The organism is Deinococcus aetherius, assembly GCF_025997855.1.
Lineage (GTDB): Bacteria > Deinococcota > Deinococci > Deinococcales > Deinococcaceae > Deinococcus > Deinococcus aetherius.
Map to the genome: position 1 here is coordinate 1,817,500 of NZ_AP026560.1, position 25,979 is coordinate 1,843,478.

At 72.0% G+C, this 25,979-nt stretch carries 26 protein-coding genes and 1 other RNA gene; 7 read left to right on the plus strand and 20 right to left on the minus strand.

Annotated elements, in window-relative coordinates:
• Positions 1-22 precede the first annotated feature (22 nt).
• Positions 23-676 carry a MazG family protein gene (locus DAETH_RS09110; protein WP_264774586.1) on the plus strand — a complete coding sequence of 218 codons (654 nt, stop codon included), beginning with the start codon at positions 23-25 and terminating at the stop codon, positions 674-676.
• Positions 673-1,296 carry an NUDIX hydrolase gene (locus DAETH_RS09115; protein ID WP_264774587.1) on the plus strand — a complete coding sequence of 208 codons (624 nt, stop codon included), beginning with the start codon at positions 673-675 and terminating at the stop codon, positions 1,294-1,296. Before DAETH_RS09110 ends, DAETH_RS09115 begins: the two co-directional genes overlap by 4 nt.
• A gap of 51 nt (positions 1,297-1,347) precedes the next feature.
• On the opposite strand, the gene DAETH_RS09120 is transcribed toward DAETH_RS09115, so the two are convergent.
• The 7 genes from DAETH_RS09120 to mraZ form a co-directional block, all read right to left on the minus strand.
• A complete protein-coding gene (locus DAETH_RS09120; protein ID WP_264774588.1) occupies positions 1,348-2,370 on the minus strand; it encodes a PEGA domain-containing protein in 1,023 nt (340 codons plus the stop codon).
• A gap of 288 nt (positions 2,371-2,658) precedes the next feature.
• The gene (locus tag DAETH_RS09125) at positions 2,659-3,831 is read right to left on the minus strand and encodes an ABC transporter permease (protein WP_264774589.1); all 1,173 of its coding nucleotides are present in this window, start codon (positions 3,829-3,831) and stop codon (positions 2,659-2,661) included.
• 259 nt (positions 3,832-4,090) lie between these two features.
• Entirely contained in the window at positions 4,091-4,780 is a 690-nt protein-coding gene (locus DAETH_RS09130; protein WP_264774590.1) for a 3D domain-containing protein, read from the minus strand.
• A gap of 416 nt (positions 4,781-5,196) precedes the next feature.
• Positions 5,197-6,552: a peptidoglycan D,D-transpeptidase FtsI family protein gene (locus DAETH_RS09135; protein WP_264774591.1), complete on the minus strand. Its 1,356-nt coding sequence runs from the start codon at positions 6,550-6,552 to the stop codon at positions 5,197-5,199.
• Positions 6,543-6,899: a hypothetical protein gene (locus tag DAETH_RS09140; RefSeq protein ID WP_264774592.1), complete on the minus strand. Its 357-nt coding sequence runs from the start codon at positions 6,897-6,899 to the stop codon at positions 6,543-6,545. The genes DAETH_RS09135 and DAETH_RS09140 overlap by 10 nt, the downstream gene beginning before the upstream one ends.
• Positions 6,896-7,798, minus strand: coding sequence for a 16S rRNA (cytosine(1402)-N(4))-methyltransferase RsmH (gene rsmH / locus DAETH_RS09145; protein ID WP_264777419.1), 903 nt, complete (start codon positions 7,796-7,798; stop codon positions 6,896-6,898). Before rsmH ends, DAETH_RS09140 begins: the two co-directional genes overlap by 4 nt.
• Positions 7,799-7,803: 5 nt before the next feature.
• Complete coding sequence (gene mraZ / locus DAETH_RS09150) at positions 7,804-8,232, minus strand: division/cell wall cluster transcriptional repressor MraZ (RefSeq protein ID WP_264774593.1); 429 nt, start codon at positions 8,230-8,232, stop codon at positions 7,804-7,806.
• 498 nt (positions 8,233-8,730) lie between these two features.
• Here mraZ and DAETH_RS09155 point away from each other — a divergent pair, with 498 nt between their 5' ends.
• Both DAETH_RS09155 and DAETH_RS09160 read left to right on the plus strand, forming a co-directional pair.
• Positions 8,731-9,471 carry an SGNH/GDSL hydrolase family protein gene (locus tag DAETH_RS09155; RefSeq protein ID WP_264774594.1) on the plus strand — a complete coding sequence of 247 codons (741 nt, stop codon included), beginning with the start codon at positions 8,731-8,733 and terminating at the stop codon, positions 9,469-9,471.
• Between the two features lie 53 nt (positions 9,472-9,524).
• The gene (locus tag DAETH_RS09160; RefSeq protein WP_264774595.1) at positions 9,525-9,878 is read left to right on the plus strand and encodes a DUF423 domain-containing protein; all 354 of its coding nucleotides are present in this window, start codon (positions 9,525-9,527) and stop codon (positions 9,876-9,878) included.
• A 115-nt stretch (positions 9,879-9,993) separates the two neighbouring features.
• On the opposite strand, the gene rnpB is transcribed toward DAETH_RS09160, so the two are convergent.
• The 5 genes from rnpB to DAETH_RS09185 all read right to left on the minus strand — a co-directional run bounded on the left by rnpB (position 9,994) and on the right by DAETH_RS09185 (position 12,931).
• An RNA gene (rnpB, locus tag DAETH_RS09165) (RNase P RNA component class A) lies at positions 9,994-10,441 on the minus strand.
• 108 nt (positions 10,442-10,549) lie between these two features.
• Positions 10,550-11,317 (minus strand): pseudouridine synthase, encoded by a 768-nt coding sequence (locus DAETH_RS09170; protein WP_264774596.1) that lies wholly within the window; start codon positions 11,315-11,317, stop codon positions 10,550-10,552.
• On the minus strand, positions 11,314-11,685 hold the full coding sequence (locus DAETH_RS09175) for a hypothetical protein (protein ID WP_264774597.1): 372 nt from the start codon (positions 11,683-11,685) through the stop codon (positions 11,314-11,316). The genes DAETH_RS09170 and DAETH_RS09175 overlap by 4 nt, the downstream gene beginning before the upstream one ends.
• Before the next feature lie 29 nt (positions 11,686-11,714).
• Positions 11,715-12,146 carry an MFS transporter gene (locus DAETH_RS09180; RefSeq protein ID WP_264774598.1) on the minus strand — a complete coding sequence of 144 codons (432 nt, stop codon included), beginning with the start codon at positions 12,144-12,146 and terminating at the stop codon, positions 11,715-11,717.
• Positions 12,083-12,931, minus strand: coding sequence for an MFS transporter (locus DAETH_RS09185; protein ID WP_264774599.1), 849 nt, complete (start codon positions 12,929-12,931; stop codon positions 12,083-12,085). The genes DAETH_RS09180 and DAETH_RS09185 overlap by 64 nt, the downstream gene beginning before the upstream one ends.
• A 79-nt stretch (positions 12,932-13,010) precedes the next feature.
• Here DAETH_RS09185 and truB point away from each other — a divergent pair, with 79 nt between their 5' ends.
• Both truB and DAETH_RS09195 read left to right on the plus strand, forming a co-directional pair.
• Positions 13,011-13,943: a tRNA pseudouridine(55) synthase TruB gene (gene truB, locus DAETH_RS09190; RefSeq protein ID WP_264774600.1), complete on the plus strand. Its 933-nt coding sequence runs from the start codon at positions 13,011-13,013 to the stop codon at positions 13,941-13,943.
• 19 nt (positions 13,944-13,962) lie between these two features.
• Complete coding sequence (locus DAETH_RS09195) at positions 13,963-14,835, plus strand: alpha/beta fold hydrolase (protein WP_264774601.1); 873 nt, start codon at positions 13,963-13,965, stop codon at positions 14,833-14,835.
• Between the two features lie 6 nt (positions 14,836-14,841).
• Here the strand turns inward: DAETH_RS09195 and gatA are convergent, their stop codons facing one another.
• The 4 genes from gatA to DAETH_RS09215 all read right to left on the minus strand — a co-directional run bounded on the left by gatA (position 14,842) and on the right by DAETH_RS09215 (position 18,421).
• Positions 14,842-16,323 carry an Asp-tRNA(Asn)/Glu-tRNA(Gln) amidotransferase subunit GatA gene (gene gatA / locus DAETH_RS09200; protein ID WP_264774602.1) on the minus strand — a complete coding sequence of 494 codons (1,482 nt, stop codon included), beginning with the start codon at positions 16,321-16,323 and terminating at the stop codon, positions 14,842-14,844.
• A gap of 70 nt (positions 16,324-16,393) precedes the next feature.
• The gene (locus DAETH_RS09205) at positions 16,394-17,155 is read right to left on the minus strand and encodes a DUF4388 domain-containing protein (protein WP_264774603.1); all 762 of its coding nucleotides are present in this window, start codon (positions 17,153-17,155) and stop codon (positions 16,394-16,396) included.
• Positions 17,156-17,267: 112 nt separating this feature from the next.
• Complete coding sequence (gene scpB, locus DAETH_RS09210; protein ID WP_264774604.1) at positions 17,268-17,813, minus strand: SMC-Scp complex subunit ScpB; 546 nt, start codon at positions 17,811-17,813, stop codon at positions 17,268-17,270.
• Positions 17,810-18,421: an L-threonylcarbamoyladenylate synthase gene (locus tag DAETH_RS09215; protein WP_264774605.1), complete on the minus strand. Its 612-nt coding sequence runs from the start codon at positions 18,419-18,421 to the stop codon at positions 17,810-17,812. The genes scpB and DAETH_RS09215 overlap by 4 nt, the downstream gene beginning before the upstream one ends.
• 70 nt (positions 18,422-18,491) lie before the next feature.
• On the opposite strand from DAETH_RS09215, the gene DAETH_RS09220 reads away from it, so the two are divergent.
• Entirely contained in the window at positions 18,492-19,712 is a 1,221-nt protein-coding gene (locus DAETH_RS09220) for a type II secretion system F family protein (RefSeq protein WP_264774606.1), read from the plus strand.
• 384 nt (positions 19,713-20,096) lie between these two features.
• On the opposite strand, the gene DAETH_RS09225 is transcribed toward DAETH_RS09220, so the two are convergent.
• Genes DAETH_RS09225 through smpB form a run of 4 tightly spaced genes read right to left on the minus strand, consistent with a single transcriptional unit; the run spans position 20,097 to position 25,834 of the window.
• On the minus strand, positions 20,097-23,417 hold the full coding sequence (locus tag DAETH_RS09225; RefSeq protein ID WP_264774607.1) for an AAA family ATPase: 3,321 nt from the start codon (positions 23,415-23,417) through the stop codon (positions 20,097-20,099).
• A 40-nt stretch (positions 23,418-23,457) separates the two neighbouring features.
• Positions 23,458-24,000, minus strand: a complete 543-nt coding sequence (locus DAETH_RS09230; protein ID WP_264774608.1) for a GerMN domain-containing protein — start codon at positions 23,998-24,000, stop codon at positions 23,458-23,460.
• A complete protein-coding gene (locus tag DAETH_RS09235; protein WP_264774609.1) occupies positions 23,997-25,406 on the minus strand; it encodes an N-acetylmuramoyl-L-alanine amidase in 1,410 nt (469 codons plus the stop codon). Before DAETH_RS09235 ends, DAETH_RS09230 begins: the two co-directional genes overlap by 4 nt.
• Positions 25,403-25,834 (minus strand): SsrA-binding protein SmpB, encoded by a 432-nt coding sequence (smpB, locus tag DAETH_RS09240; RefSeq protein ID WP_264774610.1) that lies wholly within the window; start codon positions 25,832-25,834, stop codon positions 25,403-25,405. The genes DAETH_RS09235 and smpB overlap by 4 nt, the downstream gene beginning before the upstream one ends.
• Between the last annotated feature and the right edge of the window lie 145 nt (positions 25,835-25,979).

The following is a 25,979-nucleotide window of genomic DNA, read 5'->3' on the forward strand; positions in this document are numbered from 1 at the left end:
GCGATTCGCCCTAGCATGGGCCATGCAAGAGCTGCTGCTGACCCTGCGCCGACTGCGGGCCCCCGACGGTTGCCCTTGGGACCGCGAACAAACCCACGAGTCCCTGCGCCCCTACCTGCTGGAGGAGGCCGCCGAGGCAGTGGACGCCGTGCCAGAGGGCGGGGAGGCCCTTGCCGGGGAACTCGGGGACGTGCTCCTTCAGGTCGCCTTCCATTCGGTGATCGCTGAGGAGGCGGGGGGCTTCACGTACGCGGACATCGAGAGGCTGATCGTGGAGAAGCTCGTGCGGCGCCACCCGCACGTCTTCGGGGAGGTGGAGGTCTCGGGTTCGGACGAGGTCGTGACGAACTGGCAGGCGATCAAGGCCGCCGAGCGCGGGGGCAGGCCCCGCAGCGCCGCCGAGCGGGTGCCCGCCGCGCTGGGAGCCCTCGCCCGCGAGACGCAGGCCCAGAAGCTCGCTGGGCGCGCGAAGGGGAACCGGGCCGGGGTGCGGGAGGCCCTGGACGCCGCCTCCGACACCGCCGAGGGCGTCGCGGACGTGCTCGCGGCGGTCGTCGCCTGGGCGCGCGGGCAGGGCGTGGACGCGGAGGTCGCCCTGCGCGAGCGGACGCACGGGGTCCTCACGGCGCTGCCCGACCCCGAGAGCCCCAAGCAGGCCGTGCAGGCGGGCGCGTGAGTCCTCTGCCGGGCAATTCCGGCGAGGTGCCCGACCCGCTCGACGCCGCGCAGGCGGACCCGTGGGCGGTGTGGGTGGGGGAGCGCACCCGCATTCCGCTGGACCTGCCCGAGTACCGCCGCGCCGCCGTCCTCGTGGCCCTGACCCGCGAGCCCGACCCGCGCGTGCTGCTCACCGTGCGGTCGAGCGAGTTGCCGACCCACCGGGGACAGATCAGCTTCCCGGGCGGCAGCCTGGAGCCGGGCGAGACCCCGGTGCAGGGGGCGCTGCGCGAGGCGCAGGAGGAGGTGGGCCTCGACCCCGCCTCGGTGGGCGTGCTCGGCGAGCTGGACGACGTGTTCACCCCCATCGGCTTCCACGTCACGCCGGTGCTCGCGCGCATCCCCCCCGCTCCCCGGCTCAGCGCCAGCGCCGAGGTCGCGCAGATCATCACCCCGACGCTGGGCGAGTTGCGCGCCGTGCCCGTCATCCGTGAGTTGCGCACCCTGCCGGGCGGCGAGCGGGTGCCCCTCTACCGCTACCCCTGGCGCGGCCACGACATCTGGGGCATGACGGCGCGGGTCCTCCACGACCTCCTCACCCACGGGCCGGCGGAGACCCAGCGGCGGGGCGGCGGATAAAAACCAGAAGCCCCCACCACGGGGGTGAGGGCCTCTGTGACTCGGCTGGGTTTAGCGGGCCGGGCTGATGGTGATCTGCGCGTCGCGGTTGACGTTGTAGTTGCCGACGAAGGTGCGGTAGCCGGGGGCGATCAGGACGACCTCGCGGCCACCCCGGGGCACGGTGACGCTCAGCACGCCGCCGCGAATGGTGCCGACCTCCTGGCCGTCCACGAAGACCCGGGCGCCCTCGACGCGGCTGCGGATCGAGAGGGTGTACTGGTTGCTCACCACGGGCGCGGGCGTGACGGCCTGGGCGAACTCGACGTTCAGGTTGGTGGTGCTGCCCGCACGAACCGAGATGGTCGTGGTGTAGTCGCGGAAGCCGGGGGCCTGCACGCGCACGGGGTAGGTGCCGGGGGCGATGTTGCTGTAGGTGACGTTCGCGCCGCCGAGCCGCTGGCCGTTCAGGATTACGGTCGCGTTGGCGACGTTCGTGCCCACGAAGAGGCTGCCGGTCTGCACCGGGTTCTGCGCGGTGACGGTGAAGAAGGCGGTATCGCTGACCCAGCTGTTCTGGGGGATGGGGTTTACCACGATGCTGAGCGCCTGGGCGAGCTGCTGCTGGCCGCGCGCCGTCACGGTGGCGAACTGGTCCTGACCCGTCTTGAAGGAGCTGATCTGGTCGAGGTTCAGCGGCGTCAGGCTGGCGAGGGCGAGCACCTTGTTCAGGCCGACGTCCTCACCCACCGTGAAGGTGAAGCCCGCGCCCTCGGCGGGGAAGACGGTCGTGGTGTTCGCCTTCACGAAGTTGCTCGTGCTCAGGCGGTTGGGGAGGATCTGCGTGACCTCGCCGTTCGCGTCCACGTTGAAGAGGTACACGTAGGCGTCACGGTTCACGCTCGTGGTGATACGGATGTTCTCGCCCGCGCGGTAGACGGGGTTCGAGTTGCCGCTGGCGTCCTTGTCCACCCGCACGTTCACCGCGAGGTCGGGCTGCGCGGGGTTCACGATGATGCTCTGGGCGCTGATTCGGGGGGCCGCAGCGGCGGTGCCGAGCAGCATCGCGGCGGGGATCATCAGGAACTTCTTCATGGGTACCTCCGAGAAGAAGCCTACGGGGAGCAACTTGACGGGCCATGAGCGGGCCAGCGCGGAACGTTAATAGGGGTTCAGCCCACCGTCAGGAAGGTGACCCCCGTCTGACACGGCATTTTTCACATCCCAGGAGCGGAGCCGAGTTCGCCAGCATGAAGGTCGAGCCCGGTGGACGCTCACAGGAATTGAACAGAGTATTCCCCCGGGACGCCACACCTCCCCTCCCTCTCCTCTTTTCGGGCTGGGGGGCACAGGCAGAACACGGACACCCGCCGTGGTGATCCGTCAGCGGATGATCCGGGCGGGCTCGACGTTCGCCGCCCGCCGCGCCGGGATCAGGGCGGCGAGCAGGGTGGTGCCCAGGCCGACCGCGTTTACCCACAGCAGGTCGGTGAACCGCACCTCGACGGGAAGCGCCGTGATGAAGTACAGGTCGCCCGGAAGCTGGAAGGGCCGCACCGTGAAATACGCGCTGATCACCAGCCCCAGCAGGTTGCCGAGCACGAGGCCGGCCAGCCCGAGCGCGGCCCCCTCCAGCAGGAAGGTGCGGGTGATGACCCCCCGTGTGGCCCCGATGGCGCGCAGGATGGCGATCTCCTGCGTCTTCTCGAACACGGCGAGCGTCAGCACGTTGGCAATCCCGAAGGCCGCCACGATCACGATCAGGAACACCACGAAGCCGATCACCCGCTTCTGGAGGGCGAGCTGGTCGAGCAGCGTGCCGTACAGGCTCTGCCAGGGAACCGAGGTGTAGGGCCGGGTGCGGGTGAGGTCGTTGCCGACCTGGGGAGCCAGAGTCGGGTCGTGAAGGCGGAGCTGGTAGCCGGTGATGTTCCGTGTCCCCTGAAGGCGCTGGAGAGTGCCCAGGCTGGTAAAGGCGTACCCGGAGTCGATCAGGAAGTTCCCGGTCGTGAACACGCCCTTCACGCGCAGGCTCGTGCGGCGCTGGGCGCTGTTCAGCAGGCGCACCTCGTCGCCCGTGAAGGCCCCCACGCTGCGGGCGAGGGCCGAGCCGAGAAGCACCTCGCCCTCCCCCAGACCGCGCAGGAGGGCGCCCTCCTCGGGGGCGAGTTCCAGGACGCGCGCCGCGCCTTCCGTCACGCCGAAGAGGGTGGTGAAATCGACCCCGGCGCCCCGGCCCGCGCTCGCCGGGCGGGTGAGCAGGCCCTTGTCTCCCAGAAAGGGCACGAACGCCTGGACCCGGGGGTCGGCGCGCATGGCGGCCTCCAGCGCCGCGTCACGCGGGGTGGGCGTGAAGGCGGTCAGGCTGAGGTGGGGGCTCGCGCGCAGGGTCGCGTCCACGAGGGCCCGGGTGAAGCCGTTCGTCAGGCTGAGTGCCGCGATCAGGACCATCACGCCGACGGCGATGCCCAGCACGGTGAGGAGGTTCTGGGTGCGCCGCCGGGCGAGGTGCGCGCGGGCGAGGGTCCAGGCGAGGTCGGGAGGAGTGCGGGCCACGTTCCGGGGAGGATAACAGAGGGGCCCGGGGCGCCCGGAGGACGTGGCAGCGGATTCCCGTGCATTCGACGAAAGGAAGCGAGGCGAAGCGTCGGCAGGACGGCGGAGCCCGGCCTTTCGCGACTCCACTTGTCAGGGGGACGGGCAAGGGGACGGGCAGGGGGACGGGTTGTCTTACACCGAGGATTCCAGCCCAAAGACGGAGCGTGGGCTGTGCCCCCCGGGCCGCCCACGCACTTCTGTTCTGATCGTCCTGTGCTCAGCGCACGGCGGTGACGCGCACCTGGCGGGCGCCGAAGCGGATCGCCTGGCTGCGGCTGGGCATCCAGATGTCGATGCTGTTCGTCTTGCGGGCGGCCATCGTGTCCTCCACGCTGAAGACCTGGCCGCGCAGCAAGTTTCCCGTCCTCCCGCTGACGTCCTCGATGGTGACCTTGCTGCCGTAGGGGAAGACGCGCAGCAGATCGCGGCTGAGTGCCACCACACCGTTGCGAACCCGGGTGCCCGTCGCCGTGATGAAGGGCGTGCTGTCGGTCTGGCCGGGCGTGCTGTTGTACGCCGTCGCCCGCGCGATCACGCTGCGGCCGGTGCGCGTCGTGCCGCGAGCCACCCCTGCCTCGGCCGCCTGGATCGCCCGGGCGCGTGCCTGCGCCGCCTGGGTAGCCTGAGCTTGGGCACGGCTCACCTCCGCCTCCCGGACCTGGGTGGCGGAGGGCCGGGCGGGTGCCGATTGCGCACGGACGCTCCGGACGGGAACGAACGGGGCCGGGGCGGCGGCCTGCGGCGCCGAAGCCTGCGGGACGGGCCGCGCGGCGGGGAGGGCGGGCGTCAGGGCGTCACGGACCGCCGCCTCGGCGAAGGAGGCGGCAGGAAGGGCGGGGGTGGCACCGGCGACGCCGAACACGCCGAGAAGAACAACGGGCATCCAGCGGTTGAAGTGTTGAGGCATGAGTCTCCTGCGAACGTCCCTCTCGGCACGTCCGTTCGTGGTTGGGTGAGTTGAATCCCGGCCCCTCAGGCCGCTTCTCTCTAACTGAGATTAAGAGGAGGTCTTAAGCGAATTATTGGAAGAAACGACTTCCTCCCTCATTTAAGAATCCGGGTTTGGAGAGGCGATCATGACAGAGACACTGATTTCGCAGCTCTGGACGACCAAAGAGAAATGAGTAGAATTCTAATGCTCTCATTTATTTTCTCATCATAGGAGGATGGCTGCGGGGCGAGTTGAGATGTCGGAGGGTTACACAGGACTAAGAAGAACCAGGAAGCGTACTTTTGCTTACGCTTCCTGGCCTGATAAGACTCTCGGAGTTTGTCTCCCCCCCGGTAACGCCGGGTCATCCTCGGCAACCTCTAATTCTTCTCTTATTTCTGGTCTTCGGGCGTTTTCGTGGGAGGCAGAGGTGCGGTGGCCCAGCGCGAAAGAATCTCGGAGGCGATGTCGCGGTAGATGGGCGCGGCGAGCTGGGAGCCGTGGTATTCCAGCTTGGCGCCGTGGACCATCACGGCGACCGTGACGCGGGGGGCGTCGGCGGGGAAGAACCCGGCGAAGACGCTGTCGTAGATGTCGCTCGCGTAGCCCTTGGCGCCCTCCGAAACCTGGGCGGTGCCCGTCTTGCCCGCGAGCGCGTAGCCCTTGAGGCCTGCCTGGTGGGGGATGCCCTCCTCGATGACGGCCTGGAGCATGGCTCGGGTGATGCGGGCGGTCTCGGGGCGCAGGACCTCGCGGCGCTCGCCCGCAGGCTCGCCCTCCACCAGGCGGGGCGAGACGTAGAGCCCGTCGTTGGCGACCGCGTTGTAGGCGGCGGCGAGTTGCAGGGTGGTGCTGCTCATGCCCTGGCCGAAGGCGTTCGTGGCGCGCACGAGGTCGTCCCACTTGCGCAGGGGCTGGAGCCTGCCCGTGCTCGTCATGACGGTGGGGATATTCACGTCCTCCCCGAAGCCGTAGCGGCCCAGGTAGCCCCGCATCTTCTCGGCGGGGAAGTGCTCGACGAGGTGGCTCATGCCCACGTTGCTGCTGTAGCGCAACACCTGCCGGGTGGTCAGCGCCTTCGGGTGCGCCACCGCGTCCCGGATCGTGCTGCCCCAGCGGCCCCCCACGAAGCGGTGCATGGGCGTCTCGTACTTCGTGTTCGGGGTGGTGAGGCCCTCGTTCAGGGCCGCCGCCACGACGAGCCCCTTGACCGTCGAGCCCGGCTCGAACACGTCGAGGAAGGGGCGGTTGCGGCGGTCGTCCCCGCTGTACTCGCGCCAGCGGTTGGGGTCGAAGGGCGGGTAGCTCGCGGCGGCCAGCACCCGGCCCGTGCGGGTTTCGAGCACGACAACCGAGCCGTATTCGGCCTGGTGCTTGGGAATGGCGGTGGCGAGCGCCCTCTCGGCAGCCGACTGCACACCGGGATCGAGGGTGAGCCGCAGGTCCTCCCCCGCCGCCAGCCTGCGGTCGTAGGCGTACTCCAGCCCCTCCAGGCCCTCGGTCGCCCCCAGCATCCCGACCACCTGACCGGCGAGCGGGCCCATCGGGTAGACGCGCTTGCCGTTCACGCTGCCCGCCAGGACGCGGCCGTCGGCGGCGAGGATCGCGCCGCGCGACTGCACGGCGGTCTTCTTGACTCCCTGCGGCACCCCCCATTCGAGCTGCGCGTAGGCCCACACCAGCGTCAGGAACATCGCCAGCGCGATGAGCTGCATCAGGCGGGAGCGGTGGCGGATCTTTACCTCCATACGGTCGTCACCTCCACGGTCGTCCTGGCGGGAAGGGGAGCGGGGGCGGGCACCCCCGTCAACTCGGCGGTCGTCTTGGAGGCCTCCGCGAAGCGGCGCATCCCGTTGGCAAAGGCCCAGTCGCGCACACGCTGGGGGTTCCCGAGGGCCTGCACCCGCAGCTCGAGTTCGTCACGCTGGGTGGTCAGGGCGGCCTCGCGTTCCTGGGCGGCGCGCAGGTCAGGCCGCACGTCCTGGGTGAGGTACCGCGCCGCGACCAGGGCGAGCGCGAGGAGCAGGTAGATGCCCACGTAGCGGATCGCGCGGGCCCGCCACGTCGCGGCGCTGAGGTCGAGCCGGGCGGTCACGCGGCCACCTCCGGGGCCCGCTTCTCGGCGGCGCGGAGCTTGGCGCTGCGGGCGCGGGGGTTGCGGGCCTGCTCCTCCTCGGACGCCTCCACGGGCCGCTTCGTGAGCGGCGTCAGGGTGGAACTGCCCCGCAGGAAACGCTTCACGATGCGGTCTTCGAGCGAGTGAAAGGAGATCACGGCCAGCCGCCCCCCCGGCGCGAGCAGGGCCTCGGCGGCCTGGAGCCCGTCGCGCAGGGCGCCGAGTTCGTCGTTGACGTGAATTCGCAGTGCCTGGAAGGTCCGGCGGGCGGGGTGGATGCCCTTCGAGAACCCCGGGTACGCCCGCTTGACGATCTCGGCGAGGCGCACGGTGGTCTCGATGGGGGCCCCCTCGCGCGCCTGAACGATGGCGCGGGCGATCCGGCGCGAGTGGCGCTCCTCGCCGTACTCGTAGATGATCGCGGCGAGTTCCTCTTCCGGGGAAGTATTCACCACGTCGGCGGCGCTCTCGCCCGCCTGACTCATGCGCATGTCGAGGGGCGCCTCCGTGTGGTAGGAGAATCCCCGCTCGGCGTCGTCGAGCTGAAAGCTGCTCACGCCGATGTCGAGGAGCACGCCGTCCACCCGCGTCACGCCGAGGGGGGCGAGGAGTTCTTGCATGTCGCGGTAGTTGCCCTCAAGGGCGGTGAGGCCGGGGAGGTGCTCGCTGCGGGCGCGGTCCAGCGCATAGGGGTCCTGGTCGATGCCGATGACGCGGGCGCCCGCCTCCAGCAGCAGGCGGGTGTGCCCGGCGCCGCCGAGGGTGCCGTCCACGATCAATCGGCCGGGGGCGGGGGCGAGAGCCTCTACGACTTCGGCGGCGAGGACGGGGGTGTGGGAGAGGGGGTCAGGGGTGGGGATGCCTGGGGCAATGTTCATGTTGGTCACGCCACGAAGTTGGCGAGAAGGTCGGGGTTGGGCGGGTCGCTCTGAACGGCCTGGATGGCGGCCTCCCAGCGGGCCGGGTTCCACAGTTCCAGGCGGCCAGGGGCGCCCGCCACGATCACGTCGCTCTCCAGCGCGGCAAACGCGCGCAGCGTCTGCGGCACCGACACGCGGCTCTGGTTGTCGAGCCGCGCCTTGTTCGCGCCGGAGTAGAAAAAGCGCACGAACGCCCGCGACGCCGCGTCCGTGAGGGGGAGGTTTTCGAGCTGTTCCTCCACCCGCCGCCAGCTCGCCAGCGGAAAGACGTAGAGACAGCCCTCCATGCCGCGCGTCAGGATCATCCCGTCCTCGACAAAGTCCCGAAAGGGCGGCGGCATGACCACACGCCCCTTGTCGTCGATGGTGTAGGGGTACTCTCCAAACGGCAAGCGCTCCTCGGTTCCCACCCGCGACCCACCGGACAAAGCCGGAAAACTCACAGGTGTGACAGCCCATTCCCGCGCTGTGGACGCTAATTCTGGGCTGTGCGCGGAGTGTAACAGCCCCACCCACGAATTACCACCTGTTCCCACAATTCTCCCCACTTCCTCCCCACAAAGACCCCGGCTTCCCACCGATCCTCCCCTGAATCCAGGGTCATCCGCTCGCAATCCCCGAGGTCACCACTCGCAGAGCTTGTCTAGAAGGATTTCGTCGGCCACCGAACCTGAAAACTACGGAGTGACACGCGGCCCAACCAAGACGTTCCCGGTGGATGGGGAGCACCGGGGAGGGAGGCTGAACGGCCGGTCACTCACCGCAAGCTTGAATCGCCTCCAACGGCTGAGTTACGGTGCTCGCCGTTGAGTCGTTCAACGTCTATTGATTCCCCGCGAGAACACGCGCCTGGGGAGCGGGGGGTCGTGTCATTCGGCTGGGGAGGAAATATGACTACTTTGTTCAAGCGCCGGGCTTTCAAAACCGTGGCCGGTTCCGTCTCACTCGCGCTGGGCCTGCTGCTCAGCGGCTGCATGGGTCCGGGTGAGGCCGTCTCTCCTCCCGCCCCTCCTGCTTCCGGTGCCTTGCAGCTCATGCCGCTGGGAGACTCGATCACCGACGGCTACAGCATTCCGGGCGGCTACAGGATCGAACTGTTCCGCAAGCTCTCGGCCCGGGTTGCCGGGCTGGACTTCGTGGGCTCGCAGGAGAACGGCCCGAGTGCCCTGCTCGACCGCGACCACGAGGGGCACAGCGGCTGGCGCATCGACCAACTCGCCGCGCAGGTGGACGGCTGGCTCGACGGTCACCCGCCGCACACCATCCTGCTGATGATCGGCACGAACGACCTCATCCAGAACCGCGACCCGGCGAACGCTCCCGCCCGCCTGGGCGCCCTGCTCGACCAGATGAGCGCCCGGCGGCCAGAGGCCCGCATTCTGGTGGCCTCCCTTCCGCCGCTGGCGAACGCGGCCCAGAATGCCTGGGTCGAGCGGTTCAACGCGGCCCTCCCCGGGGTCGTCAAGACGCGGGCGGATCAGGGCAAGAAGGTGGCTTTCGTGGACGTGGGCGCGGCGCTCACCCTCGCCGACCTCGCCGACGGGGTCCATCCCGACGCGGGTGGGTACAGCAAGCTCGCCGACGTGTGGGAACAGGCGCTGCTGAACACCCCGGGCGCGCTCACCCCCTGAGCCGGGGCGGGCGCGGGGACAATCTCCCACCCGCCCCCACGTAGCCTCGGCCCATGCGGAACCTCAACCCCACCGTGGCGGGCGCCATCCTCGCAGCCGTCGGCGTGGCCCTCGGGGCCTTCGGCGCCCACGCCCTGCGCGAGCGGCTCGACCCGGCCGCGCTCGCCAACTTCGAGACGGGAGCGCGCTACCAGATGTACGCCGCCCTGGCCCTCCTCGCCCTGGGAGGGCGGCCCGGGCAGCGGCGCGCCCCGGGACTGCTGCTGTCGGGCGCCGTGATCTTCAGCGGCACCCTGTACGTCCTCTCGCTGACCGGGGAGCGTTGGCTGGGCGCGGTCACGCCGGTGGGCGGGGCGCTCCTGATCGCGGGCTTCGTGGTGGCGGCGCTCGACGCGCGCGGGAGGTAGGTTGTGGGCCGTAGGGTGTCGGAAGGATCGGGCCCCGCCTCTTTTCCCACACTCCACATTCGTCAACCCACAACCCGAACCCGCCGCCCCCTTGCTGCGGGACGGCGGGTTCTGCTGGTGCGGGGGGGCGGTAAGCCGGGTTCTGTCTCCCGCCCGGGGGCGGGGCACGGTCATCTCTCTGGGACGCACGTCACCGTGCGCCTCAAGCGACCATCCTGGCGGTCAGCGGGACGAGCCGTCCCTCGCGCGCTGTCGGGTCTTGCACCGGATGGGGTTTACCAGCGCCGCCCGGTCTCCCGGGAGCCTGGTGCGCTCTTACCGCACCGTTTCACCCTCACCACCCCCGCCCGCGCCCGGGCCCTGCGTTCTTCACGCTGGGGATGGCGGTCTCGTTTCTGTGGCACTGTCCTTCGGCTTCGCCGCCTTCCGCGTGACGTGGCGCTCACGCGGGCGCTTTGGCTCGCCGACCAGCCGTTAGCTGGCATCCTGCCCTGCGGTGCCCGGACTTTCCTCACCCTGCCCTACCGTTAGGAGTGGCAGGGCGCGACCGTGGACCCCCCCGCACGGGAAGTGTAGCAGGGGTGAGTGGTCAGTGGTGAGGGGGAAAGCGCGGCAAAAGCTGGGGCTCGGGCCCATGCTCCACTGACCACGAACCACTTCCCACTCACCTGTTACCCCCACCGCTCCAGCGTCTCCCGCTCCGCCCGCTCCCACAGGCGGCGGGGCACCTCGGCGGGGTGGAGGAGATCGTGGAGATCACGCTCGGAGAGTTCGCGGTACTCGCCGGGGTCGAGATCGCCGAGCCACAACCCGCCCACCCGCAGGCGCAGCAATCGGGCGACGGGGTGCCCCAGGGCCTCCAGCATCCGGCGCACCTGGCGGTTGCGGCCCTCGCCGAGGGTGACCAGGGCGCCGCCGGGGACAGGGCGAGCGTCCAGAGCGCGGGCGGGGCCGTCGTCCAGCTCGATGCCGTCCACGAGGCGCCGCAGCTCGGCGTCGCTGGGGTCGTCCTCCCCCACCGTCCAGGCGCGGTACACCTTCTCGTGGCCGTAGCGGGGGTGGGTGAGGGTGAGGGTGAGGTCGCCGTCGGTGGTGAGGAGCAGCAGGCCCTCGGAGTCCTTGTCGAGGCGGCCGACCGGGTGGAGGCCGGGCACCGGGGGCATGGCGGAGAGAACATTGCGCCGCCCGTACTCGTCGCGGGCAGTCGTGACGTACCCGGCGGGCTTGTGGAGCAGGAAGGTGACCTTCTCCAGGGCGGCGGTCTCGATCAACGCCCCGTCCACCCGCACCTCGTCGCCGGGGGTGACGGTGCGGCCGAGCGTGGCGACCTCCCCGTTCACGGTGACGCGGCCCGCCGTGATCAGGTCCTCGGCGGCGCGACGCGAGGCGACCCCGGCCCGCGCGAGGCGTTTCTGGAGCCGCTCGGCCTCCCCCGTCACAGGCGGCTCCGGTGGGGGGGCACGGCGAGGAGCCCCACCACCGCGAGCAGGGTCAGGGCGAGCGACAGGGCGAGCATCGCGGTGCGGATGGGGGCGGGCAGGGTGTCCTGAAGGCGCAGCGCGGGCGGCACGAGCGCGGCGACGGTGAGGAGGTTCCCGGCGGCGAGGGGGAAGACCGAGCCCTCGTCGGCGCGGACGCCCGACACGAGCAGGAAGGCTCCCCAGGCGGTGATCACCCCGCCCGCCACCCGCGCCAGCCACAGGGGCGAGACTCCCAGCAGGGTCGCCGCCGAGGGGGAAAGGAAGTACAGGAACAATCCGACTGGCAAGAACACCAGCGCGGTCAACCAGAACGCGGCCCGCAACACGCCCGTCAGTGTACGCGGGGGAGCCGGGCTCAGCCTGCCGCCGCGTCCGCCCGCTCCTCCCCCCGGCGCCGCAGCCACGGCAGGGCCGCGAGGGCCCCCAGCACACAGCCCAGCCCCGACAGGGCGATCACCCACTCCGCCCGCAGCCCGATCAGCAGCAGGCCGCCCAGCGCGGTCCCCAGGGGCGCCGCCGGGCCGAGCAGCATCGCCCGCACGCCGAAGAGACGCCCGTGTTCCCCGGAGGGCACCCCGCGCTGAAGCAGGGTAGTTTCGAGCGCCGTGTACGGTCCCCAGATCAGCCCGCCCGCGAACATCACCGCCAGCGCGGGGGCGACGCCCGGCGTGAGGGAGAGCCCTACCACCGCCACCCCCCACAGCGCCATGATGCCCGCGAGCGTCAGGCTGACCGGAAAGGCCCGCCCGAGAGGACCGACGAGCAGGGTCCCGAAGAGGCTCCCCACCCCCAGCGCCGACCATAGCGCCCCGTACCCCTGCGGCCCGGTGCCGAGGCTCTCCCGGGCGAACACGGCAACGCCGCCTCCAGCGGTCCGTAGACGAAGTAGAAGAGCGTGGTCAGGCCGAGCGTCGCCAGCACGGCGGGGGTCCAGCGCGGGCGGCGGGCGGCCCCCCTGCAGTCCTCGGCCCGTCCACCCCGGGGCAGGCGCGGCAAGCCCCGCAGGGCCCACGCCATGAACACGAAGGTCAGGGCGTCCACGAGCAGGGCACGCGGCGCTCCCCACGCCGCCACGAGCAGCCCCGCGAGCGCCGGGCCGAGGACGGTGGGCACCTGGGTCGTGAGCCCGTACACGGCGTTGCCCTGCTCCAACTCGTCGTCGGGGAGGAGGACGGGCACGAAGAGTCGCGCGCCGATCCCCGTGGCGGGGGCGAGGGCGCCCATGAGAAGCGCCACCCCGAAGACCATCCACAGTTCCAGTGTCCCCAGGGCGTCCAGGAGCGGGATCAGGCCGATGAGTCCGGCCCGGGCGAGGTTGTCGAGTCGCATCAGGGACGCGGGCTGCCGCCGGTCGAGGGCCCGCCCCCACAGCGGACCCGTGACGACGGCGGGAAGCGCGAAGCACAGCAGCAGGACTCCCACCGCCGCCCCGCCGCCTTCGCGCTCCAGCACGAACCACGTCAGGGCGAGCCAGCTCAGCGTGTCCCCCAGCCCCGAGACGAGCGCCCCGAGCCACAGCCGCGCGAAGGTGGGGCGGGTTCGGAGGACTTCGAAAAGGGAGACGCGGGACATGGGGGCCCAGTATGACGGGGGACGCGGCGGCGGACAGGAGCGGCGGCACGGCCTACTCGCCCCTGCTACCCTGCCTCCCATGCCGGTGATCGCCGTGGACAAACCCCTGGGCCTGACCTCGCACGACGTGGTGAACCGGGCCCGGCGTGCGCTGGGCACCCGGCGGGTGGGCCACACGGGCACCCTCGACCCGCTGGCGACCGGGGTCCTCGTCCTGTGCGTGGACGACTCCACCAAGCTCGTGCAATTCATGGAGGCCGATTCCAAGGACTACCTCGCCTGGATCGCGCTCGGTGGCGCCTCCCCCACCCTCGACGCCGAGGGGCCGCTCGGGGAGGTGGTGGAGGTCGCTCTGCCCCCCGAGGCGGAAGTGAGGGCCGTGCTGGCGGGCTTTCTCGGGCCGCAGGCGCAGGTGCCACCGCAGTACAGCGCGGTGCAGGTGGGGGGCAGGCGGGCGTACGCGGTCGCGCGCTCGGGAGGCGAACTCGATCTGCCCGCCCGGAGCGTCGTCATTCACTCGCTGGAGTTGCTGGGCGTGTACGGCAGCGTGGAGGAGGCGCCCCGCACCTTCTCGCGGGGTGCGGCAGGCTGGACACCGGACTCGGACGGACGGACCTTCACCCTGCCGCCGCCGCTGGGCCGGTTTCCCACCCTGCTCGTGCGGGCGAGTGTGGGAAGCGGGACCTACCTCCGCTCGCTCGCCCGGGACGTGGGGGCGGCGCTCGGCGTTCCCGCCCATCTGGCAGGTCTGGTCCGCACGCGGGTGGGCCGCTACGACCTTGCGGACGGGGTGAGCGTCGAGCATCTGGCAGACGCCGCAGGCCTCCCCGACCTCGCCGCGCTCGACTTCCCCCGCATCGAGGCGGACGAGCGGCTGGCCCGCGAGTTGCGACAGGGCAAACGGCCGGGGCACGCGGCGGTGGGCAGGCACGTCGTCACGCTGAACGGCGCGCTCGTCGCGGTGGTGGACGGGGACGGGGAGGTGCTGCGGGTGGTGCGGGCGTGGGCCTAGCGGCCCTTACACTGGCAGCATGGATGAACTTCGGCGGCTCGACGTGGGTGACACCTGGCTGCACGCCGTCTTGCGGGGACCTGAGGACCTGCCTCCCCTGATCGTGCTGCACGGCGGGCCGGGGCTGGACCACACCGAGTTCGCCGACTATCTGGACCCCCTCACCGACACCGTGCGGCTGGTGCTGCTCGACGAGCGGGCGCAGGGCCGCAGCGACCGGGACGCCCCCGCCGAGACCTGGACCCTGGGGCAGATGGCCGCCGACGTGAGCGCCGTCGCCCGCGCGCTGAGCGCTCCCCGCTACGCCGTGTTCGGACACTCGTTCGGGGCCTTCGTCGCCCTGCAACACGCCGTAGAGTCTCCCGGCGCCGCCACGACCACGGTCGTCTGCTGTGGCCTGGGGTCGGCCCGCTGGCTGGACGACCTGCCCGGACGGCTCCAGGCCTTCGAGCCCCCCGACCTGAGAGAGCAGGTGCGGACCTCGTGGGCGAGCGAGGCGGACGTGCAGACCGAGGCCGACCTCGCCCGCCTGATGCACGAGCAGATGCTCTGGCACTTCGCCGACCCGCGCGACCCCCGCATCGCGGACTACGAGGCGAGGGTGGAGGCCGCCGGGCCCCGCTACGCGCCGGACGTCCTGCGCCGGTTCAGCGTGGCCGGGTACGGCGGGATCGAGGTGGAGGACCGCCTGGGCCGGGTGACCCAGCCATTGCTCGTCCTCGCCGGGCGGCACGACCGCACCTGCCCGCCGGGGGCGAGCGAGCTGATCGCCTCCCGCGTCCCCCGGGGAGAAGGTCACGTCTTCGAGGAAAGCGGCCACATGCCCTTTGTGGAGGAACCGGAAGCGTTCCTGGACGTGGTGCGGAACTTCCTGCGCCGCAGTCTGGCCTGAGCAGGTCTACCCGCCCACCGCGTTGGACGTGAGCGCGTACCCCGGCGCCACCTCCGCCCGCACCGCTCCCACGCCCTCCAGCCCGCCCGCCAGCGTGATCAGCAGTTCATCCTTGAGGGCGGGGGCGATGAACTGGATGCCGACGGGGAGCCTCACCCCGTCCACCGTCTCGAACCCGGCGGGGACGCTCAGCGCAGGCAATCCCGCGAGGTTGATCGCCACCGTGTCCACGTCGGCGGCATACATGGCGAGCGGGTCGTTCGTCTTCTCGCCGCGCCGGAAGGCGGGGAAGGGGCTCGTCGGGGTGACGAGGAGGTCCACGTCCGCCAGCGCCCGGGCGAAGTCCCCCGCGATCAGGCGCCGGACCTTCATCGCCTTGGAGTAGTAGGCGTCGTAATACCCGCTGGAGAGCGCGTAGGTGCCCAGCAGGATGCGGCGTTTGACCTCGGGCCCGAAGCCCTGCTCGCGCGCCCTCGTCATGCTGGTCACCACGTCGGGGGCCGGAACTCGCTCGCCGTACACCATGCCGTCGTAGCGGGCGAGGTTGGAACTCGCCTCGGGGGTGGCGATCAGGTAGTAGGCGGCGATGGCGTGCCGCACGGTGGGGACGCTCACCTCAGTGACGCTCGCGCCCGCGCCCCGCAGGGCGGCCAGCGTCTCCTCCAGCATGGCCTCCACCCCCGGCGTGTTGCCGTTCAGGCTCTCGCGGACCACACCGACCCGCAACCCCCGCAGGTCGTCCGGGGTTCCCGCGCGAAAGGCGGGGGGCGCGCCCAGGCTGGTCGCGTCCCGGGGGTCGTGCCCGGCGATCACATTCATCATCAGGGCCAGGTCTTCCGCCGTGCGCGCGAAGGGGCCGATCTGGTCGAGGCTGCTGGCGAAGGCGACGAGGCCGTAGCGGCTGACCCGCCCGTAGGTGGGCTTGAGGCCGTACACCCCGGTGAAGGCGGCGGGCTGGCGGACACTGCCCCCGGTGTCGCTGCCGAGGCTGACGGGCGTGATGGTGGCGGCGACGGCGACCGCGCTTCCCCCGCTGCTGCCGCCCGGCACGCGCGCCCTGTCCCAGGGGTTGAGGGCGGGCCCGGCGGCGCTGCTCTCGTTGCTCGACCCCATCGCGAACTCGTCCATGTTCGCCTTGGCGACGATCACGGCCCCGGCGGCGGTCAGACGCTCCACGACGGTCGCGTCGTAGGGCGAGACGTAGTTCGCCAGGAGGCGGCTGCCGCAGGTCGTGCGGGTGCCCGTCACGTTGATGTTGTCCTTGACGACGACGGGCACGCCCGCGAGGGGCAGGGTCTCCCCCGCCTCCAGCCGGGCCCGGACCCGCTCGGCCCCCTCGCCCGCCCGCTCGTTGAGGCTGATCAGGGCGTTCAGGTCGCGGACGGCCTCGGCGCGGGCACGGGCGGCCTCCAGGAGGGCCTGCGGGGTCGTCTCGCGCGCCCGCACGGCGCGGGCGAGGTCGGCGGCGGTGGGGGGGGCCTCGGGCATGGGGCCCAGTCTAGCCGCGCCGCCGGGAAGCGCGGCCGGGCGCACCTCAGACGGCCGCAGGCCTGCCCGCTCAGATGGGCCGCACGAGCACGCTCTCCCCCGCCCGCCACCCGGCTCGCAGGAGCACCTCGGGCGGCACGAGAAGCTGGGCGCCGAGGCTCGCCCCCCCGCGCACGGGCAGGGTGACGACCGCGCCCGCCGGGGCGCGCACCGCCACGTGGGCGAAGGGGCGCCCGAGATCGTCCCGCCAGCGGTCCCAGATCACGCCGTCGAGCACGGCGACGCCCGTCACCTCCCGCGTCACGGTGACGGTCAGGCGGGCGACTCGCACCTCCCGGCGGGCGAGGAGCCCCAGCCGCACCAGCCCCGCGATCAGGCCCCGGGCCGCCGGGTCCCCCGCGAGTTCCGACAGGGGGCGGCCCCGCTCGATCTGCCCGAGCAGGGCCTGCTCCCGGAGGGTCATGCGCAGCCGCGCCAGGCGCTCCGGGGAGGTGACGCGCGCCGGGCCGCCGAAGGGCAGTTCGGGGACGGGCAGGGCCGTCAGCGCCTCCAGCGCGACCTCGTCCACACTCAGGTCGAGGCCGGGGCCGAGATGCCGCAGGCCCTCGTCGAACCCGAAGCGGCCCCGGGGCTCGCGCAGCAGGTGCACGAGCGCGGCGGCGCCCTGCCGCTCCCCGAACCCTAGGTGGCGCAGGCGCCCACCCTCCAGCCATGCCTGGAAGGTCCCGTCGGGGCGCTCCACCCGCAGCGCGCCCGTGCGGCCCTGCCCGGCGAGCAGCACGAGCAACTCCAGGAAGTCGAAGGTTTCGAGGTTGGCCGAGGACTGGGTCATGGGTGAATGGGGGCGGGGCGCGGGCCCCTTCCGGCGACTCCCAGTTCTCGCACGCGGGCCGGGGACACACAATCGGCCCGACGGGGGGGGTGACGCCCCGGTCCCGGGCCTCCTACCCGCGCAGCAGGTGCGAGAAGTCCGAGCCGTCGAGGGGCGGGAGGTCGTGCAGGCTCCTCAAGCCGAACTCCAGCAGGAACTTCTCGGTCGTGCCGTAGAGCAGGGGCCCCCCCACGGCCGGGCTGCGGCCCACAACCTTCACGAGTTCGCGCTCCTGAAGGGTGACGACCGTGCCCGCGCTGCCGCCGCGCATCGCCTCGATCTCCGCGCGGGTGACCGGCTGGCGGTAGGCGATCACCGCGAGCACCTCCAGCGCGGCGGGGCTGAGGGGGGGCAGCGGCGGCGGCGCGAGAAGGGGCGCGAGGTGCCCCGCCAGCCCCGGCGGCACGACCAGCCGGTAGCCCCCCGCCACCGCCTCCACCACGAAGCCCAGGCCCGCCCCCTCCACGGCCTCGCCGAAGGCCTGCACCGCCCGCTCGGCAGCCTCCTCGGGCAGGCCGAGCAGCTCGGCGACCTCGCGCCGGGTGACCGGACGACCGGCGGCGAGAAGCGCGGCACCGATCAGGGCGTAGGGAGTTGGGGGCCGCTCTGGGGCCGTCAAGGGCCCACCCCGCAGGCCCCCAGCCGCTCCCGAACGAGGGCGGCGGGCACGACCCCCTCGCGCAGCACCTCGACCTCCCCGCCCTGCGGCCACACCCGGACGACGGTGCTCGCCCTCCCCGAGGCGGGAACGGCCCCCTCCGGCAACAGGAGGTCCGCCAACGCATACGCCCGGGCCTGCTCGGGGGTCCGGGCCGCCTCCGCCCCACTCGGGTTGAGGCTGGTCGTGGCGAGGATGCCCCCGCACTCCCGCAGCAGGGCGAGCGCGACCGGGTGGTCGGGCACCCGCACCCCCACCCAGCCCCCGGGCGAGAGCGCGGGCGGACAGGCGGGACTTGCGGGAAGCACCAGCGTGACGGGACCGGGCCAGAACCCCACCAGGGCGTTGAAGGCCGCGCCGCCGAGGGTCAGGGCGCGGGCACGTTCCGCGTCCGCACACGAGACCTGCACGGGTTTGTCCGGGTCGCGGCCCTTGAGGGCGTACAGGCGGTCCACCCTGTCCGGCAGGGCGGCCAGCCCCCAGACGGTCTCGGTGGGGTAGCCCACCACCCCGCCCGCCGAGACGACCCGCGCGGCCCGCCCGACCTCGTGTATCCAGTCCTGCTTCACGCTCCCGCACCTTTCCCACGCGCCCGGCCTGTAAGGCGGACGCAAGACGCCCCTGACTATACTCGCGCCCATGCCGGTCTACGAATACCGCGTCCGGGACCGTTCCGGGAAGGTCCTGAAGTCCCAGATGGAGGCCGAGACCCAGGCACAGGTGCGCGACGCCCTGCGGGCCAAGAACCTCCTCATCGTCGAGATCAAGCCGCCCAAGACCGGCCTGAACGCCGATATCAAGATCCCCGGCATGAGCGACCGTCCGCCCAACCTCAAGCAGGTGGCGGTGTTTTCCAAGCAGCTCGCCACCCTGATCAACGCGGGCGTGCCGCTCGTGCAGTCGCTCGCCATCCTGCAACGTCAGATCGAGAACAAGACCCTCCAGGGCATCATCAAGAGTCTGCGCGCGGACGTGGAGAGCGGAACCCCCCTCAGCGAGGCGCTCGTCAAGCACCCCAAGGTCTTCAACCGCCTGTACATCAACCTCGTGCGCGCGGGCGAGACGAGCGGCACGCTCGACAGCATCCTGGAGCGCATCGCCGCCTTTCAGGAAAAGGAACTCGCCCTGCGCGGCAAGCTCAAGAGCGCGCTGACGTACCCGGTGGTCGTGCTGGTGTTTGCCATCGGCATCACGTACTTCCTGCTCACCACCATTGTGCCGCAGTTCGCGGGCATCCTCGCGCAGCTCAACGCGCCGCTGCCCTTCATCACCAAGATGCTGATGGCCGTCTCGGACTTCCTCAGGAACTCCGGGCTGCTCATCTTCGTCTTCATCGCCGTCATCGTGTTCGCCTACCGCTGGTTTTACAAGATGCCGAAGGGGCGCGTGGTCGTGGACCGCCTCAAGCTGCGGTTGCCCGTCTTCGGCGGCCTGCTGCAAAAGAGCGCGATCAGCTCCTTCGCGCGCACCTTCGGGCTCCTGATCAGCTCGGGCGTGAACATCATCGAGAGCCTGGAGATCACCAAGGGCACGGCGGGCAACGCCATCGTGGAGGAGACCATCGAGAACGCCAAGAACGTCGTGATGGTCGGCGACCCCATGAGCGCGAGTCTGGCGACGAGCAAGGTCTTTCCGCCGATGGTCGTCAGCATGGTCGCCATCGGCGAGGAGACGGGCGCACTCGACGACATGCTGGGCAAGGTGGGTGACTTCTACGACCGCGAGGTGGACGAGGCCGTCGAAAGCCTCACCGCCGCCATCGAACCCCTGATGATCGTCTTCCTGGGCGGCATCGTCGGAACCATCGTGGCGGGCATGTTCCTTCCGATGTTCAGCATCATCGGCCAGCTGAGCAAGTGAACTGAGCGGCTCTTACGACACCACTTGCGAGCGAGGAGCCTCCTTCGTTTAAGAGAAGAGGCGAGTTGAGCGGGCGGCAGGTTCGAGAGAACATGGCTCGATGGGAAGTCAGTTGCTCCCGTCCCGCTGGAGCCGCCCAGGCTCACCGGCGGGATCATCACGCCGCCCTGCACTTCCTCTTCCCCGCCCGCGTTGCGCTCGAAGTCGAGGTTGCCGCTGTCGCGCCCGCTCTCCTCGACGGATTTTCCGAGTGGGCGGGTGTCCTCGATCATGGGAAACCTCCCGGGGTCGGCGCTCCACTCACCGTACGGGTCCGGGGTTTGAAGTGGGTGGGGCCGGGATCAACCGCGTCAGGATCAAGGGGCCGACCGGCACTTCCAGTCCTCAGGCTCTCCCGCCCACCAGTTCCTCCGCCTGCCGGATGCTCAACACCCGGCTCGCCCCGGTCTGGTCCGTCGTGACGCCCCACAGCGCGTGCGCCACCTCCATCGTCGCCTTCTGGTGGGTGACGAGCAGGAATTGGGCGCCGCGCGACGAGAAGCGCTCCAGGAAGGCAGTGAAGCGGCGGATGTTCGCCTCGTCCAGGGGGGCGTCCACCTCGTCCAGAACGGCGAGGGGAAGTCCGCCCGCCCCCTCCTGACGGGCACTCCCTTCCCCGCCCGCGTGGTTCAGCGCGAAGAGGAACCCCAGACCCGCCATCGTCCGCTCCCCGGCGGAGAGCAGGCTCATCGAGCGGGTGCGCTTGCCCTTCGGCTGCACGGCGAGGCGCAGGCCCGTCAGGCGCCCGGTCTCGCCCCACTCGGGTTCGAGTTCGCCCTGGCCGCCGAGGAGTTCGGCGGAATACTCGCGGAAGGCGGCGTTGACCCGCCCGAAGGCGGCGCGGGTGGCGAGGCCCTCGGCCTCCTCCAGCCCGGCGAGGTGGGCGCGCAGTTCGGCGGCGGCGCCCTCGGCATCGTTCAGTTCGTTGCTGAGGCGGTCCAGTTCGGCGCTCTCTGCCGCGTGGTCGGCCTCGGCGCGGGCGTTGACGGGGCCCAGGCGTTCGAGGTCGGCGCGGGTGCGGTTCAGGTCGGCCGTCCACTCGCGCGGCGTGCCGGGGGGGCTGCACCCGTCGGGCAGGGGTTCGAGACTGCCCTCGCGGCGGGCGATCAGGAGCCGGAGGTCTTCGAGGCGGGCGCGCGTTTTGTTCTGCTCGCCGATGACCGAGGTGTAGCTCCCGGCCGCCGCGTCCCGTTCCCACTCGGCGCGGGGCAGCTCGTGCTCGTCGAGGGTGCCTAGGGCCGCCTCCCGCCTCTGCACCTCGGCGGCGGCAGCGGAGAGGTGGGCGTCCTGGGCCCGGGTCGCCTCGGCGTTCGCGTTCAGGCGCTCCCGCAGGTCGGCGGCGCGGGTGAGGGCGGTGCGGAAACTTCGCCACGCCGCGTCGAGTTCGCGGGCGAGGGCGAGGGTTTCCAGCGCCTCCCGTTCGCGGGCCCGCTGCCCCTCGGCCTGGGTGCGGGCTTCGAGGAGAGCCGCTTCGAGTGCGGCGGGGTCGGCGGGCGACTCGGCGGAAGGTGTGACGGACGGCTGGGCGCTCACGTGGGCAAGCAGGCGGTCCCGGTTCGTTCCCAGGCTGCGCGCCTGCGCCTCCAACTCGGTGACCCGGCGCTCGGCCTCCCGCTCCTCCCGGGCGGCGCGTTCGCGGGCGGCGAGGAGGGCGTCGTGCGCGTCGGCATCGGCGGCGAGGGCAGTCTGGACCTTTTTCAGTTCGGCCTGGAGGCGGGCGGTCTGGCGGTCTGTCTCCTCCAGCTCCGCGTCGATCTCCTGAAAACGCCGCTGGTCGGCGAGGACGCTGAAGCCCGTATCCCGCAGCCGTCCCCCCGTGATCGCGCCCCCCGACTCCAGCAACTCCCCGTCGAGGGTGACGAGGCGCGGGCGGTTCGGGTGCGCGCGGGCGATCCGGTTCGCGGCCCGCAGGTCCTCCACGACGAGGGTGTCGGCCAAGGCGGCCTCCCCCACCAGCGGCGGGTCGCTCGGGCACAGGTCCGCGAGGTTGCCGATCACGCCGGGCTCGCGCAGGAGGGGCCCGTCGCGGCGGGGCCGGGCGCGGATCAGGTCGAGGGGGAGGAAGGTCGCGCGTCCGCCCACCCGCTTGAGTTCCTCGATGATCTGCCGGGCGTCCTCCCCGGAGTGAACGACAATTTGCTCCAGACGGCGGCCCAGCGCGGCGCTCAGGGCGGTCTCGTACTCGGCGGGCACGGTGAGGAGGTCGGCGACCGAACCCACGATGCCGGGGTGCCCCTGCCGCAGGGCATTGCGGGCGCCCTCGCCGTAGCGGGCGTAGGAATTGAGGCTGCCCTCCAGCCGCTCGCGCTCGCGGCGCAGGGGCTGGGCCCCGGCATTCAGGCGGGCGAGTTCGGCGGTCAGGTGGCGTTCAAAGGCCTGGGCGTCCGCACGGCGACCTGCCAGCGCCGCGTACTCCTCCTCCGCGCGCTGCCGGGCATGGGTCGCCGCCTCCAGACGCTCCTGGGCGGCGGCCAGAGACTCCAGCGCGGCCTCCAGATTCCCCTCGGCGCGTTCCAACTCGTCTCCCAGCGTCACGCGGCTGGCGTCTACCCGGGCGGCGGCCTCGGCGGCGCGGGCGGCGGCGGCTCTCGCCTGGGTGAGATCGGCGTCCAGCGTGCGGGCGCGGCGCTCGGCGGCCTCGGCGGCGGTGCGGGCGGCGGTGACGGCGACCTCCAGCGCGGGGAGGTCGGGGGCGGTCTCCTCGGGCGGGCTCTGGGGCAGGGCGCCGAGTTCGGCCCGCAGCCGCCCCTCCTCGGCGCGGAGGTGGCCCGCGTACCGCTCGGCCTGCGCGTGGGCGTCCCGGGCGGCGCGCAGGGTGTCCAGAGCCCCTGTGAACGCCTCCTGTCTCGCCCGGGCCTCCCCCACCGCGTCGCGGGCGGCCTCCACCCGGGCGGCAGCGGCCTGCACCCCGGCGGCGAGGGCGGCGCTGCGGGCGGCGAGGGCGGCGGCCTCCGCGCGTGCCTGGGCGATCTCCCGCCCGAGGGACGCCTGCCGCTCGCGTTTCAGGGCGTCCTCCAGCGTCAGGACGCGCAGGGTCAGGGCGCGCCACAGGCGGGCGGTCTCGGCGGCGCGGGTCAGGCGGTCCACCTGGGCCGCCCGTTCCGCCTGCACCAGCCGCAGCCCCTCCAGGTGCCCGTCCGCCTCGCGCAGCCGCGCCTCCGTCTCCTGCCGGGCCGACACGGCGCGCGACAGCCCGGCGGCCTCCTGCACGTAGCCCAGCAGGGTGCGGCCCTCCGCCTGCACCACCCCGCTCACCTCCCCCTGCCCGATGACGGCGAGCCCGCCCGGTCCCAGTCCGGTCCCGCGCAGCGCCCCCTGCACGTCGCGGGCACGGACGGGGCGGCCATTCAGGTCCTGCTCGCCCGTCCCGTCGCGGTACACCCGGCGGGTGACGTTGACGCGGCCCTCCGGGGTCTGCAACTCGACCTGCACCTCGGCGAGGCCCAGCGGCGCCTTTCCGCCGCTCCCGTGGAAGATCAGTTCGGTGCCGCGCCCGGCCCGCAATTCCCGCGCCCGCGCCCCGTGGGTCGCCCAGCGCAGCGCCTCGACCACGTTGCTCTTGCCGCTGCCGTTCGGGCCGATGACGGCCGAGACGCCCGGCCCGAACTCCAGGCGGGTGCGGTCGGCGAAGCTCTTGAAACCTTGCAGGGTGATGCTGTGGAGCATGGGTGGGATGTGGCCGGAACTCAGCCCCTGCCTGGGCTCCTCACGAGTCCGCGCAGTCCTGCCGGGTGTAGGGCTCGCGCAGGTCGAGGTGGCCGAGCGTGTCGGCGTTCTGGCCGTTCACCAGAAAGGTCACGTCCTGGCCGCGCGTCTCCAGCAGCGTGCGGGTGAGGGTGCACAACAGCATCCGCTCGCCGCTGGTGCCGTACTTGAGCTTGGGATAGGCGGCGGGCAGGTTGACGTAGTAGTGCGCGCCGCGCAGCCACACGCGCGGGGCGGGGGTGCCCTTGGGCACGACGGCCAGACCCCCGGAGGCGGTGGGGCCGCTCGCCCAGGCGTTCACGGCGGCCTGCGCGACGGCGCCCGGGTTCTCCTGGGTGACCTGCACCGTGCGCGTCTCGGGCTTGAAGCTCTGGACCTGGGGGTCGGTGAAGTACACCTTCACCCGCACGCCCCGCTTCTCGGCGAGTTCGAGGGCGGGGGCGCGCGGCGTCTCGGGGGGCCGCTGCACCTCCTGGTAGGCGTAGGCGGCGGCGGCGAGCAGCGCGGCGCTCACCACGTTGAAGAGGGAAAAGAGCCGCCTCACTGCCGCGCCCCGCTCGCCGCAGGAGTGGCCCGCCCGGCATTCGAGGCCCGGGCCGTCAAGTAGGTCGCCACCGAACGCGCCACCGCGACCGACATCGCCTGGAGCCGCTCGTCCACCCCCAGCTTCGCCCGGTCCCCGGCGTCCCCCGCCCAGCCGAGTTCGAGCAGGAGGGCGGCCTGGGGCGCCTCGCCCAGCATCAGGACCCGGCTGACGTTCTCCTGCTTGGCGGTCACCCCACCGCCGCGCAACTCGCCCCGCAGGAGTTCCGACAGGCGCCGGGTGCCGCCCGGCCCCCCCACGGCGAGGTTGCCGTAGGGGATCTGCGCCCCGCCGCGCAGCGCGTTGATGTACTGCGAGCCCGCGCGCCCCGTCGGCTCGTACACGGTCACGCCGCTGCGCTGCGAACCCGGGAAGCGCCCCAGGTCGAGCGCGAGGTACACGTCGCTGCGCCGGGTCAGGGCGAGTTTCTGGTTCAGCCCCAGGGCGGTCGCGGCGTCGCGCGTCACCTTGACCTGCCAGCCCGCCTCGTTCAGGAGTTCGGCGGCGCGGCGGGCCACCTCCAGCGTCACGTCGCGGCCCAGCCCCGTCACCCGGGCGGGGTCGAGCACGATCAGCGGCCGGGTGATGCGGTCGAGGAGGGCGGGCGTCGTGCGCGGCACCCCCGGCCCCACGTCCACCACCAGCCGCGCGCCGCCGGGGCGCACCACCCGGTAGACCCGGTAGCCGCTCCCCTGCGGCAGGGTGAAACTCAGCGTGAGGTCGTCGCCCTTGCGCGCCACCTCGGCGGTCGGCACGAAGGCCCCCCGGGTGGTGTAGCGCCGCGCCTCCCCCTTCACCCCGCGCAGGGTGACCGTCACGGTCGTGCCCCGCAGCTCGTCGGTGACCGCCACGTCGCGGGTGAGGTCGAGGACGAGGCGGTCGCTGTCCGCCCCCGCGCGGCTGCTCACCCCCTGGAGGGTGGCGGGCGTGATCTTGAAGGTGCCCTGCTCGTAGGTGGCGCCCAGCCCCCGCGCCAGCGTGTCGAGCGGCAGGTAGAGGTTGCCGTTCACCAGGGTGGCGGTGCGGGCCTGCACCCGCTCGGTATCGAGCTGCACGGTGTTGAAGTCGGTCGTGGCCCGCTGCTGGTCCTCGTCGAGCGGCAGGAGCAGGGTGTGCCCGAAGGCCTCCACGCGGACGATGGTCCCGGCGTTCTCCACCTCCTCCCGGGAGATGCGCATCACGCCGCTCAGCACCAGGTCGCTGGCGTACTCGGCCCCGTAGAGGTCGATGCTCTGGACCTGGGTGCCCACCAGGTTCAGCCGGTTGAAGGTGATCTGCGCGCCTGCCAGCCCCGCCCCCAGCAGCGCCGCCGACAGCAGCAGGGGCCCGGAGAACCGGCCCAGGAAGCCGCCCGTCCGCCCCCTCACAGCTCGCGCAGCTCCCGGCGCAGGGTCTTCTCGGCCTCCGCGCGCCTCTTGTCGTGGAGCTGCTTGCCCCGCGCGAGGGCGAGTTCCACCTTGAAGACCCGGCCCTTGGGGTACAGCCGGGTGGGCACCAGGGTCAGGCCCTTCTGGTCCAGGGCGCGGCGCAACTTGCCGATCTCCTCGCGGTGCAGCAGCAGGCGGCGGGTGCGGCGGGGCTCGTGGTTGTTGTAGGTGGCCTCGGTGTAGGGGGGGATGTAGAGGCCCTCCAGCTCGACGTTGCCGTTCACCACCCGGGCGAAGGCGTCGCGGAAGTCCACCCCGCCCGCGCGCACGCTCTTGACCTCGCTGCCCGTCAGGCTGATGCCCGCCTCGAAGCGGTCAAGCAGCTCGTATTCGTGGTGCGCGCGGCGGTTCGTGTACACGCGGAGCATTCTAGCAGGGAGGGTCGGAGGCCGGGGGCGACCCCTCCGCAAGCAGCTCTACGAGTCGGTCAGCTCCCCTTGGGCTGGTACAGCTCCGAAGGAGAGGGAAGCCGGAGACGAACCTGCCGTGAGAACCCTGTGGTGTAGCCTCCCT

Bases quoted from the DNA above. Each gene is read 5' to 3' on its own strand.
- truB (WP_264774600.1), top strand. From the start codon at position 13,011: ATGCCGGTGATCGCCGTGGACAAACCCCTGGGCCTGACCTCGCACGAC.
- DAETH_RS09160 (WP_264774595.1), top strand. From the start codon at position 9,525: ATGCGGAACCTCAACCCCACCGTGGCGGGCGCCATCCTCGCAGCCGTC.
- DAETH_RS09130 (WP_264774590.1), bottom strand. From the start codon at position 4,780: ATGCCTCAACACTTCAACCGCTGGATGCCCGTTGTTCTTCTCGGCGTG.
- DAETH_RS09185 (WP_264774599.1), bottom strand. From the start codon at position 12,931: ATGTCCCGCGTCTCCCTTTTCGAAGTCCTCCGAACCCGCCCCACCTTC.
- DAETH_RS09120 (WP_264774588.1), bottom strand. From the start codon at position 2,370: ATGAAGAAGTTCCTGATGATCCCCGCCGCGATGCTGCTCGGCACCGCC.
- rsmH (WP_264777419.1), bottom strand. From the start codon at position 7,798: ATGAACATTGCCCCAGGCATCCCCACCCCTGACCCCCTCTCCCACACC.
- DAETH_RS09110 (WP_264774586.1), top strand. From the start codon at position 23: ATGCAAGAGCTGCTGCTGACCCTGCGCCGACTGCGGGCCCCCGACGGT.
- DAETH_RS09220 (WP_264774606.1), top strand. From the start codon at position 18,492: ATGCCGGTCTACGAATACCGCGTCCGGGACCGTTCCGGGAAGGTCCTG.
- DAETH_RS09155 (WP_264774594.1), top strand. From the start codon at position 8,731: ATGACTACTTTGTTCAAGCGCCGGGCTTTCAAAACCGTGGCCGGTTCC.
- DAETH_RS09135 (WP_264774591.1), bottom strand. From the start codon at position 6,552: ATGGAGGTAAAGATCCGCCACCGCTCCCGCCTGATGCAGCTCATCGCG.
- smpB (WP_264774610.1), bottom strand. From the start codon at position 25,834: ATGCTCCGCGTGTACACGAACCGCCGCGCGCACCACGAATACGAGCTG.
- DAETH_RS09205 (WP_264774603.1), bottom strand. From the start codon at position 17,155: ATGACCCAGTCCTCGGCCAACCTCGAAACCTTCGACTTCCTGGAGTTG.
- DAETH_RS09225 (WP_264774607.1), bottom strand. From the start codon at position 23,417: ATGCTCCACAGCATCACCCTGCAAGGTTTCAAGAGCTTCGCCGACCGC.
- DAETH_RS09195 (WP_264774601.1), top strand. From the start codon at position 13,963: ATGGATGAACTTCGGCGGCTCGACGTGGGTGACACCTGGCTGCACGCC.
- gatA (WP_264774602.1), bottom strand. From the start codon at position 16,323: ATGCCCGAGGCCCCCCCCACCGCCGCCGACCTCGCCCGCGCCGTGCGG.